General features: G+C 35.2%; 11 protein-coding genes and 1 riboswitch. All 11 genes read left to right on the top strand.

All coding sequences use genetic code 11. From position 1 onward, the window contains the following. Nucleotides 1–3: 3 nt before the first annotated feature. The 11 genes from HNQ43_RS05315 to HNQ43_RS05265 all read left to right on the top strand — a co-directional run bounded on the left by HNQ43_RS05315 (nt 4) and on the right by HNQ43_RS05265 (nt 13,957). Entirely contained in the window at nt 4–2,301 is a 2,298-nt protein-coding gene (locus tag HNQ43_RS05315; RefSeq protein ID WP_183375508.1) for an ArnT family glycosyltransferase, read from the top strand. Nucleotides 2,302–2,318: 17 nt separating this feature from the next. Continuing rightward, complete coding sequence (locus HNQ43_RS05310) at nt 2,319–3,485, top strand: nucleotide sugar dehydrogenase (protein WP_183375506.1); 1,167 nt, start codon at nt 2,319–2,321, stop codon at nt 3,483–3,485. Nucleotides 3,486–3,500: 15 nt separating this feature from the next. Next, the gene (locus tag HNQ43_RS05305; RefSeq protein ID WP_183375499.1) at nt 3,501–4,454 is read left to right on the top strand and encodes a glycosyltransferase family 2 protein; all 954 of its coding nucleotides are present in this window, start codon (nt 3,501–3,503) and stop codon (nt 4,452–4,454) included. 11 nt (nt 4,455–4,465) lie between these two features. Further along, nucleotides 4,466–5,731 (top strand): lipopolysaccharide biosynthesis protein, encoded by a 1,266-nt coding sequence (locus HNQ43_RS05300; RefSeq protein ID WP_183375497.1) that lies wholly within the window; start codon nt 4,466–4,468, stop codon nt 5,729–5,731. Between the two features lie 4 nt (nt 5,732–5,735). Beyond that, nucleotides 5,736–6,719: a glycosyltransferase gene (locus HNQ43_RS05295; RefSeq protein WP_183375495.1), complete on the top strand. Its 984-nt coding sequence runs from the start codon at nt 5,736–5,738 to the stop codon at nt 6,717–6,719. Nucleotides 6,720–6,756: 37 nt separating this feature from the next. Next, nucleotides 6,757–9,786: an N-acetylmuramoyl-L-alanine amidase gene (locus HNQ43_RS05290; protein WP_183375493.1), complete on the top strand. Its 3,030-nt coding sequence runs from the start codon at nt 6,757–6,759 to the stop codon at nt 9,784–9,786. A 120-nt stretch (nt 9,787–9,906) separates the two neighbouring features. Then, a complete protein-coding gene (locus HNQ43_RS05285) occupies nt 9,907–10,953 on the top strand; it encodes a GYF domain-containing protein (RefSeq protein WP_183375492.1) in 1,047 nt (348 codons plus the stop codon). Between the two features lie 31 nt (nt 10,954–10,984). Next, a complete protein-coding gene (locus tag HNQ43_RS05280) occupies nt 10,985–11,329 on the top strand; it encodes a DUF2752 domain-containing protein (RefSeq protein WP_183375491.1) in 345 nt (114 codons plus the stop codon). A gap of 66 nt (nt 11,330–11,395) precedes the next feature. Continuing rightward, nucleotides 11,396–11,561, top strand: a riboswitch (Lysine riboswitch). 75 nt (nt 11,562–11,636) lie between these two features. After that, nucleotides 11,637–12,461, top strand: coding sequence for a transporter substrate-binding domain-containing protein (locus tag HNQ43_RS05275; protein ID WP_183375490.1), 825 nt, complete (start codon nt 11,637–11,639; stop codon nt 12,459–12,461). A 20-nt stretch (nt 12,462–12,481) separates the two neighbouring features. Next, nucleotides 12,482–13,210: an amino acid ABC transporter permease gene (locus tag HNQ43_RS05270; protein ID WP_183375489.1), complete on the top strand. Its 729-nt coding sequence runs from the start codon at nt 12,482–12,484 to the stop codon at nt 13,208–13,210. Between the two features lie 9 nt (nt 13,211–13,219). Then, nucleotides 13,220–13,957 (top strand): amino acid ABC transporter ATP-binding protein, encoded by a 738-nt coding sequence (locus HNQ43_RS05265; protein ID WP_221248002.1) that lies wholly within the window; start codon nt 13,220–13,222, stop codon nt 13,955–13,957. Nucleotides 13,958–13,969: the final 12 nt, after the last annotated feature.

The following is a 13,969-nucleotide window of genomic DNA, read 5'->3' as shown; positions in this document are numbered from 1 at the left end:
ACGATGCAATTAGAGTTTGATCGAATTGTTGAAAATCAAGGTGAATCGAATGTCGTTACGATAGATTTTTTGAATTCAAAGGATTCTTATTCGGAAGAAGTCAATTTATTAGATGGAGGGGCATTTGTTAAATTTCATGATATTTTTATAGATTCAGATACTATTATTTCGATTCATAGTAGTAAACCATTAGAATTAAATCACATTTCCATTTACTCTGGAAACTATGATACCGCGACAGATAGAGAGATTTTTTCTGTTTCTGATTTACATATTAATGTAGAAAATGAGAATATAAAGATTCCTCAAGATGTTCTTTCTCAGATGCATCTGGCAATAAATCATAATAATGGTTTAAAATTTCAAGCAATAATTGTTTTATTCTTTATTCTTGTAGTTTATGATTTATACTATGCAAATAAACATAGAGTTAAAAGAAGGCTTATTATAAAAATATTCCAGATAATTTCTCTTGCTTTTTTAGTGGTTTATTGTTTATTTGTTTTTGTCTTGCCTGATTATAATTATATGCTTCGTGAGAGACGTTCTAATTGCGAAGTGGAAACTATAGAAACAAATAAGAATTATAATGAGATTACTTTTACAAATGGGAATGAACCGTTATATGGCCTTATTATCCCAGTGTCAAATAATCCAGAATCAACAACGGATAATGTTTACATTCTTATAGAAGATGAAGATGGTAATACTATTTTTTCTTCTGTAAAAGACAGAAACGATATTTTGTCTGAAAATCAGATTAAAATATTTTTTCAGGAACCGCTTGAAAGAATTGAACAAGAGAAACTAAACTTAAAGTTAATCTCGGTTAATGATGAAAGCGAAACTCCATTTAGTCTATCAACTTTAGAAGAATCGAGGACGATACAAAAAGTAAGTGATATATCATATGTAAACTTAGTATTCTTCTTTGGAACACTTTTATATTTGTTAATAGTATTAACTTTATCTTTCTGTTATGAAGATTTTAGAATTTCAAAGAAAAAATCTATCCAGTTTGTTTATTTTTTCTCAGTTATATTTATAATTGCTCAAATTTTTTATTATTCTATTTATGTTGGGCATTCACCTGATGAACCAGCGCATATGTCTTATGTCGAGTATATTTTGGAAAATAAAACAATTATCCCAAATTTCTATGAAATGGAAATGTACGATTTTTCTAGCGGGCTTCCGGAAGCTATTCCGGGAACTATAAACTACTTAGGACATCCACCTTTATATTATTGGTTCTTGGCTATTTGTCAAATGCTATTAGGGGGTACTACTTTTAATCTAGTTTTATTGCGATTGTGTTCAACGGGAATTGGTTTAATCGCTATCGGGATATTTATGGGTTTAGGGTATAAATATTTATCTAAAAAAAATCCGATTGTTCATTTAATATATATTATTAGTACAGTTAGTTTACCTTTCTTTTTATATAGTTTTTCAGGTTTGAATAACGATATTCTTTCCTTGTTAGGAGTTGTTATTTCTTTTTGGGGAATATTAAGATTTGAAAATGAACGCAGAAATTTACTCACTTATTTTTTGCTTAGTCTGGGTATATTTATCACTGTTTTTAGTAAAATAACTGCTGGAATAGTATTGATTTTTGCTTATAGTATTTATATTTTATGGACTTGTAGAAATGAAAAGTCTTTAAGTTGTGTTTTGAATAAGAATGCTCTTATTGCTATACCATTTATGATTATAGGTGCTTGGTATTTTTTAGCTATATTTTTTAGATATGGTTCTTTTCAACCACCAATACCATATGATTATTTAAAAACAACGGATTTTTTTGTAGATTATCCTGATAGAACATGTTTTACTCAAATTGACTATTTCAAGTATTTCTTCACAAAATTTATAGAAACATGGGGACAAATTAATTCTCATGTTTCTATCATTAAGTCGCAAGATTTATTAAGTTTAGATAGATGTATATTTTATATTTTACCGTTGTCTCCAATACTCTTCTTTAAACAAAAAAAAGATTTTATTGGGAAAAAATTTATTATTGGAGTATTTTTAGGAATTATTGTAGCGATTATAGGGCAATACTTTTCGGCTATCAATAGTTTTTCCATTCGTGGTTACATGGGGGGCTTTCAAAGTAGATACTATATTTGTTGGATGCCAGTTTTTGCGTTTGGTTTTGCTTTTCTTTACAATAACCTTTTATGTAAAGTGGATTCATCTGAAAGTTTAAAGAAAGTGATGAATTGTATTTCGTTTATAATTGTTATATGGTTTGTTTATAGTAGCTTTATTTACACATTATTACATTGGTAATAGGAGATTGAGAAATTATGAAAATTGCTGTAGCGGGAACAGGGTATGTTGGTTTAAGTATTGCGACACTTTTAGCACAACACAATGAAGTATATGCCTTAGATATAGTCCCAGAAAAAGTAAAAATGATTAATGAGGGAGTTTCGCCTATTGAGGACAAAGAGATTCAAGATTCTTTAAAAAGTAACATTTTGAATCTTCATGCAACGTTGGATCAAGAAGAGGCATTTGATCATGCAGATTTTATAGTTATTAGTACACCTACTAATTATGATGAAAAAAAGGATTATTTTGATACTTCATCAGTAGAAAGTACAATTGAGGCAGTCCTTAGAATTTCTCCAAAATCCACGATGATTATTAAATCAACTATACCTGTAGGTTTTACCAAACGAATGAGGGAAAAATATGGAATAGATAATCTTATTTTTTCACCAGAGTTTTTGAGGGAAGGAAAAGCATTATATGATAATCTCTATCCTTCGAGAATAGTTGTGGGAGATAAAGGGGAAAAAGCTAGACAATTCGCCGCACTTTTGCAAGAAGGGGCAATTAAGAAAGATATACCTACTATCTTTACGAACAGCTCTGAGGCAGAAGCAATTAAGTTGTTTGCAAATACATATTTAGCATTACGTGTATCATATTTTAATGAGCTGGACACTTATGCAGAAATGAAAGGGTTAAATACTAAAGATATCATTGATGGAGTATGTTTAGACCCTAGAATTGGTGAACATTATAATAATCCTTCTTTTGGTTATGGAGGATATTGCTTACCTAAGGACACGAAACAGTTGAAAGCTAATTACAAAGATGTTCCGGAAAATTTAATCAGTGCTATTGTTGAGAGTAATCGCACTCGAAAAGATCATATTGCTCAGGAAATTATTGACATGAACCCATCAATAGTAGGAGTATATCGATTAACCATGAAATCAGGTTCTGATAACTATAGAAAAAGTGCAATACAAGGAATAATGAAACGAGTAAAAGCTAAAGGTATTGAAGTAATAGTATATGAACCAACGATGAAAGAAGACAATTTTTTCAATTCAAAAGTTATTAGAGATTTATCGGAGTTTAAAAAGAAATCGGATGTCATAATAACGAACAGATATGATATTGCATTGGACGATGTAAAGGAAAAAGTTTATACTAGAGACTTGTATAAGAGAGATTAAGAGGTGTTGTTTCAAATGAAGTTGATTATCCAAATTCCATGTTATAACGAGGCAGAAACGCTAACTATTGCATTAAACGATTTACCCAAACATATTGAGGGAATTGACGAAATAGAATACTTGATTATCAACGATGGTAGTAAAGATGATACTGTGAAAGTTGCTAAAGAATGGGGTGTTAACTATGTGGTCAACTTCAAAAGAAATAAAGGACTTGCTTATGGTTTTTTAGCTGGGTTAGATGCATGTTTAAAGAATGGGGCAGATATAATTGTAAATACTGATGCAGATAATCAATACGTTGGTAAAGACATTGAGAAATTGGTTCGTCCTATATTAGAGGGGAAGACGGATATAGTCATTGGAGAAAGACCAGTAGATACTACAGAACACTGGTCTCCTCTAAAGAAAAAACTGCAACATTTTGGAAGTTGGGTTGTAAGAAAAGCTTCAAAGACAGATATTCCAGATGCTCCGAGTGGTTTTCGAGCGTATAGTCGCGAGGCTGCTTTACGGATGAATGTCATTAATGAATATACATATACATTAGAAACGATTGTACAGGCAGGGCGTACAAAAATCGCGATGACTTCTGTACCAATTCGTACAAATGGAGAGTTAAGGCCAAGTCGATTGTTCAATAGTATGATTGGTTACGTTAAAAAATCAATGGTAACAATTTTACGAGCTCTCATGATGTATAAGCCATTAATGTTCTTTTGTATTTTAGGTATTATTGTTTTTTGTATGGGCGCTGCTCTTGGTTTTCGTTTCTTATTCTTCTATTTCCAGGGAGTTGGTTCAGGTCATATTCAATCTTTGATTTTAGCGAGTACTCTAATGATGCTTGGTTTTTCAACAATTGTCATTGGATTACAGGCCGATTTGATTGCAGCAAATCGAAAAATTTTAGAGGATATTCAATATCGTGTGAGAAAAATGGATTGCGAGAAAAATGATAAAAGATAAGGAAAAATTGGATGAATAAATTTTTACAAGAAAAATTAGTTTCCACAAAATCGATTTCAAAGTCCTCTTTTTTTTGGTCAGCATTCTCAGCTACCTTAAATTCTTTTCAAACAACTGTTTTATTATTGTTTATCACACGTTCTGGAAGTATCGAAGATTCGAGTATTTTCGTAATTGCTTATGCTGTAGGTAATTTGTTATTAACAGTTGGAAAATTTGGCGTTAGAAATTATCAAGTAACTGATCAAGAGAAAAAGTATTCTGATCAAGAATATATTGATTCGAGAAAAATAACCGTAGCTTTTATGATTTTGGCTACAGTGGTATATATATTTTATGGAATAATAAATAATAATTACAGTGCTTATAAAGCTTTATGTATGCTTTTTATATGCGGTTTTAAGATGATCGATGCTTATGAGGATGTTTATCATGGAAAACTTCAACAAATTGGGCGGTTAGATATTGCCTCAAAAGCATTAAGTTTGAGATATGTTCTTTTTTATGTATTATTTATCATCACTTATTTATTGTTTAATAATTTATTATTGTCTTCATTGATTTGTTTTTGTTTCAATGCATTTATTTTTATATATACAAATTTCGGCCTTTTACGTACTTTTTTTAGCAAGACCATATCTACAGCTAAAAATATTAAACATTTGCTTGTTGAACTATTTCCACTGGCATTAACCTCAATATTGATCATGTATCTAGCTAATGCTCCAAAATATTTAATTGATGGAGTAGTTTCTGATTCAGTTCAGACGAATTTTAACATTGTTTTTATGCCTGTCTTTGTCATTGCTCTTTTTGGAACTTATATTTTTAATCCAATGATTAAAGGATTGTCTGAATTATATCAATCTAAGGATTATAAAAAATTTAATATAACAATTTTAAAACTAATACTATTAATTGTTTTCATAACAGGGATTGTGGTTGTTATAGGCGATTTGATTGGATTAAAGATTCTTTCAATCATTTATGGAGTGGATGTTAATGATTGGACATTAATATTTACATTCTTGCTAGTGGCCGGAGGTATTTTAGCAATATTAAATTTAATGAATATTGTTTATACTATATTTAGACAACAGAAATTGCTCACTCTCATATTTTTAATAGGATCAATTATATTTGTTATATTAGGTGGTTTTGTATTAACAACATTTGGACTGTTAGGAGTCAGTATATTGTTTTGTTGTATTTTAGGACTGGTTTTAATTATGTTGTTAGGATTTATGTTCTTAATTATGAAGATAAATGTAGAGTAGGTATATGATTTTAGTAGACAAAATAAAAAGTAAAAAAGTATTGTTTATTACTAGTAAACAAATAGAGTATATAAGAAATGTTCAGGAAATAGATATACTCAAACAAAATGCTTCAGAAGTAAAAATAATTGGATCTTCATCAAAAAATTATTTTATTCGTCTGATTTCTACATATTTTAAATTGCTTTTTACTAGAAAAAAGAGTTTTGATTATATTTTTATTGGGTTTTCTCCGCAACTTTTCTTTTTCTTTTACCCCTTTTTAGATAGTAATAAATTAATTATAGATTTTTTTATTTCTGTGTATGATACTTTTATTGATGATAGAAAAAAAGTAAAAGAAGGATCTTTGATTTCAAAGCTAATGCATTGGGTAGATTCATACTGTATTAGGTATGCAAATCTTATAATTGTAGATACAAAGGCGGACAGGGATTATTTTTCTAAAGAATTTAATGTTAGTCCTACTAAATTTGAAGTTATTTATTTAAAGGCCGATACTTCTATATACGATCCAAATAATTATCCAGTCAAAATCAAACAAAAAAATCATTTGGATGTTTTGTATTTTGGTAGTATTTTACCTCTACAAGGCATTGAAGTCATATTGGATACGATAAAAAGTTTACGTAACGATTCAAGACTGCATTTTGTAATAGTGGGACCTATAGATAAAAAGTTTAATTTAAATAAAGAAGAGTATCCAAATGCTACATTTTTTTCATGGTTGTCACAAAAAGATCTTGCGGCTCAAATCGCCAATAGCGATATTTGTCTGGCAGGACATTTTAGTGGAGATATTGGGAAAGCAGATCGCACGATTGCAGGAAAAACATATATATATAAAGCCATGAAAAAACCTGTAATATTGGGGGATAGTAGAGCAAATAAAGAATTATTTACTGAAGATTCTATGAATTTTTATGTAAAGCGAGGGGATAGCGACGATTTAAAGAATAAACTTTTGGAGATTTTAAATACGAAATAAGGAAACATATGTTTTTATATATGATAGGAGAATAGATATGTTTAAGTTTTTAAAAAAATCACTTTCTTTTGTGATGATATTGATGTTAGTCACATCGCTGGTTTCTAATGTTTATGCTTTAGATTTTATTTCTTCAGACAATGCTGATACAAATGAAATTGTTGAAAATCAAAATTTGAATCAAGCTGAGGAAGAAAACGCTATTGAAGACTCTGAGTCTGAAGGCTCAAATAATACAGAAGATAAAGGAAGTAATCTTAATGATGATTCTTCAGTCATGGAAAACCAGGCTGCTGAAAAAAATGTGCAATCTTTACAAGAACAGCATAATGTTGAAGATAGCATTCCTGAAGAGAAGAATATTATCGTTCAACCTGGAGATTCTTCTTTAGTTGAATATTTTTATGTAGGCAGTCCTTATTTGACTACACCTGCTACTCAACAGTTTATTTTATCTTTTGGGACTGGAGCAGAAAGAATTACTTCAGTAAAACTCGAATATCAAAAAGATGGTGAAGAAGAATTAAGTTTGGATGTTGCTAGGCAACAATCTAATTTATATGTGTTTGAAAGATCTTTCACTGAGGCAGAAAGCGGTACATATAAAGTAAATGGATTTACATATGTTATTGATAATCAAACATATGAAGTCAGTTTTTCTGATTTAGAAATGGATATTCGTTTTGGAGTTAACCAAGAATATGAAGGTTATGGAACTGCTGAAGGGTATACTGTAGATGCGAATGGAAATGAAGTTCAAGAGGAATCTATTGATACTCAGGGACTCTCTGAAGCAGAAATTGATACTTCCGTTGTAACTCTGGATGGATCGAATGCGGATCAGACAGAAGCATTAGTGGAAGATGCTTTACAAAATAATGCATTGCCATCAGTTCAATCAAGAAGTCGTTCTAATTCAATTACAACTTACAGTGAAACGAATCCGTTAGTGATTTGTATAGATCCGGGTCATGGTGGTAATGATAGCGGTACTATCATTGTAAATGGAGCCTATGAGAAGAACTATAACTTGAAAATCGCTCAATATCTAAAAGCGGAATTAGAGCAGTATAAAAATGTAAAAGTTGTGATGACTCGAACAGGGGATACAAACCCATCTCTTCAACAGCGTGCTCAAATTGCTGCCGATGCCGGAGCTACAGCCTTAGTCAGTATACATTTAAATGCTACTGGATGGGGAACCCAAAGTACAGTTGCGGGAGCTGAGGTATATTATCCAAGTTCGAATTACAATGCAGCAACTTCAACTACAGGTAAAAACTTGGCTCAAAACATCTTGAACCAGTTAGTTGGTCTAGGAATTCAAAATCGAGGTATAAAAGTCAAGTATGTATATAATACGGAAACTGGACAGCCAGCTCATCATCCGGCTTATGATTATCCGGATGGTTCTGTAGGTGATTATTATGGCGTGATCCGTTATAGTAAATTGGTGGGAGTTTCTGGAATCATTGTTGAACATTGCATGGCAGATAATTGGAATGATTTTAATAAATTCTTGAGTTCGGAAGCGAAATTAAAACAATTAGGAGTGGCGGATGCGACAGGTATCGCAAAGGCGTTCGGATTACAAAAAACACCGAAAGCGATTAATTATTCTGTTCATTGCCAAACCTATGGATGGATGAATACTGTTGGAGATGGGCAAACTGCTGGAACTACAGGCCAGGCAAAACGACTTGAATCAATCAAGATCAGTTTAGGTGAGACCGGGTATTCTGGAGGAGTACAATATCGAACTCATGTACAGACATATGGCTGGCAAGGATGGAAACAGAATGGACAAGAAAGTGGAACAACCGGGCAGGCAAAACGATTAGAAGCTATACAAATCAAGCTTACAGGGGACGTTGCCAATTATTATGATGTTTATTACCGTACACATGTACAAAAGCTTGGATGGCTAGGTTGGGCTAAAAATGGTGAAAGCTCAGGAAGCTCTGGCTATGCATATCGTATGGAAGGAATAGAAATCGTTTTAGTGAAGAAAGGTGGTTCTGCTCCGGGCAGTACGTCAAATGCTTATAAGACAAAACAAATTAAGTATCAGACTCATGTGCAAACTTATGGTTGGCAAGGGGAAGTAAATGATGGAGCACTAAGTGGTACATCTGGCCAGGCAAAACGACTTGAATCAATCAAGATCAGTTTAGGTGAGACCGGGTATTCTGGAGGAGTACAATATCGAACTCATGTACAGACATATGGCTGGCAAGGATGGAAACAGAATGGACAAGAAAGTGGAACAACCGGGCAGGCAAAACGATTAGAAGCTATACAAATCAAGCTTACAGGGGACGTTGCCAATTATTATGATGTTTATTACCGTACACATGTACAAAAGCTTGGATGGCTAGGTTGGGCTAAAAATGGTGAAAGCTCAGGAAGCTCTGGCTATGCATATCGTATGGAAGGAATAGAAATCGTTTTAGTGAAGAAAGGTGGTTCTGCTCCGGGCAGTACGTCAAATGCTTATCATGATAAAAATGCTCAACAAGCGAAAGGCTATAAAATAATGGGCACATCCAGTGTATCAGCTAAACAATTGGCAAACTATTACAATTCATATAAGGGTTCTGCAACATATGATAAGTATACTGGATCAAACGCAAAATATAACGGCACTCTCTCAAAAGGGGGTGCCGCTACTATTGAACAGTTTTGTCAAATCTTTTTAGAAGAATGTCAGGCTGAAGGGGTTAAGGCAGAAGTAGCTTTTGCACAAGCAATGCATGAGACCGGATTTTTGAAGTTTGGCGGCGATGTTTTACCTAATCAATATAACTTTGCCGGTTTAGGGGCTACAGGAAATGGTACGCATGGAAATTCTTTTAAAGATGTACGCACAGGAATCCGTGCACAGGTGCAACATTTAAAATGTTATGCGTCCACAGAGCCTTTAAATCAAGCAAAAGTGGATCCGCGCTGGAGTGATTCTTTGCGTGGCAAAGCACCAACAGTAGAGAAATTACAGGGTACTTGGGCAACCTCGAATACCTATGCATCTAGTTTGATGACAGGGATCAACCGAATATTAAAATCTTAACTAAGAATGGGAAGTATGTGGTCTGCATGCTTCCTATTTTGTTAATTAGCAGAATGTTTATTTGTAATTTATGTTAATTGAGATATAATTTTGGTAATAAACTTAAGGAGTTGAAAGAATATGCAGTGTAAAAAATGTGGAGTAGACCTTCCAGAAAATGCAAAATTTTGTCCTGAATGCGGCGCACCTGTCATTCAAGAGAACATCGTGGAAGATGCCCAAATAGAGGAATCTGAAGTAGCCGTTACAGAAGAGGCTGTCGTAGAAGAATCTGAAGAAACAGTTGCTGAACAACCTGTCGAAGAAGAAGTTGTTGAGGAAGAACCATCTCCAAAAGAAGACTTTTTGGAAGACAAGAAAGAAGAACCAAGCAAGGTCTGGTATTATGTTAAGAATGATCAAGCCATGGGTCCTTATAGCGTGGAAGAAATGACGGCTTTCTTAAAATCAAAGACAATCAATGGAGACACTCTGGTTTGGAAACAAGGAATGGAAGACTGGGTAAAGTTGAAGTCAACTGAGATTCCTGTTCCGGATATGAGCTCTACGGAACAATGGTATTATGTGGATGCCAAAAATGCACAAAATGGGCCATATACTCGTGAACAAATGGAAACATTGATTCAAGCTCGTCAGATTTTTGGAAATACTTTTGTTTGGAAAACAGGAATGGCGGACTGGAAACGATTAAAAGAAACGGAATTGGCTTCTTTGGCCACCCCAGAATCTCCAAAGCCACAGTATCAATCTTTTAATGATCAAAGTTCTGCCAATACGACTGGAAAATCAAACGGACAGATTTTTATCATGGAAAGAAGTATAGGTTTGAGTATCGTATTAACCTTCGTGACTTGTGGAATCTATTCTTATTACTGGTTATATTGTCTTGCCAGAGATATCAATGCTTGCTGCAATGTGCAAAATAAACCACGTGTTGCGGAGCCGGGAATCGTTGTTTTATTGACAATCGTGACTTGTGGGCTTTACGGTATCTACTTCTATTGGAAAGCTGGCAAGGCGTTGGCGCAGCTTGAATTCGATAACGGCTTTAGTGTTCCTGATAATAGTATCATCCAGTTGATTATGCCGATTTTGGGACTGGGTATCATTTCGATGGCTATCTGCCAAAGTTCTTTGAACGATATAGCACGTTATGCTAACCGCTAAAAAAATAGGAAAGACTTTAGGAGCAATCATTGTGTTGCTCCTGTTTGTTCTTTTCATGGGAGTTTATTGCCCCATACAAAAAATACTTGGTATTCCATGCCCCGGCTGCAATATGACAACCAGTTTATATCATTTGATTCAAGGAAATCTTTCTGCTTCTTTGATGTATCATGCGATGTTGATCCCGACAGGGGTGTTCGCTTTACTGATCGGGATTTGTCAATGGAAAAAGAAGAAAAAGTGGATGGAAAGATTTTTATGGATGTGGATTGGCTGCATGATCGTCTATTATATTTATCGAATGATTTTTATTTTTCCGGATATCCCGATGGTTTATGACTCCTCTAGTTTGTTGGGATATTTCTTGAATCGATGATTTCTGCTGAGTTTACATTGACTTGTGCCATAGAAACTCCTATAATGGGGGCATACAAGTAAATCAGATGAAGATAGAGGTAGCGATGCATCAGAGTACTGCAGGGAGTTGGCGAACTTTGAACTGTAGGAAAGGTAATCATCGCCGAAGGAAAAACTGTGGCGACAGTGTTTCTTGGGGCTTTGGGAAATACCCACTGCACTCCTTCGTAAGAAGAGGGGTTATCTTGAAGGCGAAGACAAGCTATATGGATAACGCATATGGCTTTTTTCTTATCTATTTTCATGAACTTTAGGAGGGAAATGAGATGAAAAAATTACTTGCGGCAAGTTTAGTAGGTGCGATGGCACTGGCGGGATGCTCTGGAGGGCAAGACGCAGCAGAAGACAACACTTTTACAGTGGGAATGGAATGTGGATATCAGCCATTTAACTGGCAAACAGCGGATGCTGAAACAGACTCTGCAGTAGAAATCAGCGGCGGAGGAGGATATTGTGATGGTTATGATGTCATGATGTCCCAGGCCATTGCGGATGAACTAGGACAAGAGTTAGAAGTGAAAAAGATTTCTTGGGATGGTTTACAGCCCGCTTTGGAATCTGGTGAAATCGATGCGATCATTGCCGGAATGACAGCAAGTGACGAACGTGAAGAAGGAATTGACTTTACGACCCCTTACTATGAAAGTGAAGGAATGGTCATGATCGTTCGTGCAGATAGTGAAATGGCTGGATATACTGATATCCAACAATTTTCCGGACATAATGTAATCGGACAAAAAAATACAAACTATGACACTGTAATTGATCAAATCGAGGGCGTCAATCACCAAACTCCTCTGGCAACCTATCCAGAATTAGTGGCAGCTTTACAAAATGGAGTGGCCGATGGAATTACGGCTGAAATGCCGGTAGCAGAAGGAGTCGTTGCGGCAAATCCAGGTCTTGCGATCGTAAAATTTGATGAAGGACATGGATTTGAAGTCGACACAACCGTTTCGATCGGTTTGGCTGAAGGAAGTCGCGACACTGATTTCTTCAATGCAGTGCAAGAAGCTTTGGATTCTATCGATCAGGACACTCGCAATGAGTATATGGCTACGGCCGTTGAAAATGCCCCAACAGAAGAATAAGTAGAAAGGTTTGTCACTCAATGAGTATCGATTTTGGAAGAGCGTTTGAAATATTTACCGAAAACTGGAGCCTGTTTTCCTTTGGTATTCAAAATACGCTGCTGTTTGCCTTAGTAGGTACGGTCGTAGGTCTTCTTCTAGGACTGGTTACCGGGGCATTGCGAGCGATTCCGGAAGATCCAATGGATTCGACCATTGTAAAGGTTTTAAAGAAGATTGCCCGTTTTGTTGTCGGATTTTATGTATGGTTTTTCCGCGGAACACCGATGATGGTTCAAGCTTTGTTTTTCTTCTATTTATTACGTCCGGTATTAGGATGGACAGGTTTTTCTGCCGGTCTGATCATTATCTCGGTGAATACAGGAGCCTATATGGCCGAGATCATCCGTGGAGGGATTCAGTCTATTGATGTTGGTCAAAGTGAGGCAGCAAAATCTTTAGGAATGACAACCTTGCAGACGATGCTTTCGATTATTTTCCCGCAAGCAATCAAAAATACCTTTCCAACAATTGGAAATCAGCTGATTGTCAATATCAAAGATAGTTGTATGTTGAATGCGATTCAGGTGACGGAACTCTATTTCCAGTCATCTTCGGTAGCCGGAAGCAATATGCGATATGCAGAAGTGTATTTCTTGGAAATGGTCATGTATTTAGTGCTGACGACCGTTGCGACTTTGATCTTAAATGCGATGGAGCGTAAGATCAATCAGACAAAAACAGTGACCATCAAGGATAATTGCGCGTAGGAGGTTTGCATGGAAACGATCATTCAAGTACAACATTTAAAGAAACATTTCGGTTCCTTACAAGTTCTTAACGATATCGACTTTGAAATCAACAAAGGCGAAGTGGTAACGATTATCGGATCCTCTGGTTCTGGAAAAAGTACATTGCTTCGTTGCATCAATTTGTTAGAGATTCCAGATGGCGGAAAGATCCTTTATAAGGACACGGACATTTTGAGCGGTAAGCTTTCTTTGACTGAATATCGTTCAAAAGTAGGTATGGTGTTTCAAAGCTTTAATTTGTTTGCGAACAAAAGCGTGATTGAAAACTGCATGATAGGGCAGATCAAGGTTTTAAAACGATCTAAAGAAGAGGCTCGTCAGATTGCCATGCACCACTTGGAAAGCGTAGGGATGGAAAGTTTTGCCGATGCCAGTTCTGTTCGTCTTTCCGGGGGCCAAAAACAACGTGTGGCAATAGCCCGTGCTTTGTGCATGGATCCGGAAGTCCTGCTTTTTGATGAACCAACGTCGGCCTTGGACCCTGAGATGGTAGGCGATGTGTTGGAAGTTATGCAGAAACTGGCCAAGGAAGGCTTGACCATGGCCATTGTAACGCATGAAATGCAGTTTGCCAAAGACGTGAGCAATCGCGTGATTTTTATGGATCAAGGTGTGATTGCAGAACAAGGAACGCCGCAGCAGATCTTTGAGAATCCGCAGCAGGAACGAACAAAACAATTCTTATCTCGTTATTTTGACCGCTAGAAACAGCGGTCT

Origin of the sequence: Faecalicoccus acidiformans (assembly GCF_014202635.1) — a bacterium.
GTDB lineage: Bacteria > Bacillota_I > Bacilli_A > Erysipelotrichales > Erysipelotrichaceae > Faecalicoccus > Faecalicoccus acidiformans.
Note: the sequence above shows the minus strand (reverse complement) of the source record. Positions and strands in the feature narration are given on the sequence as shown.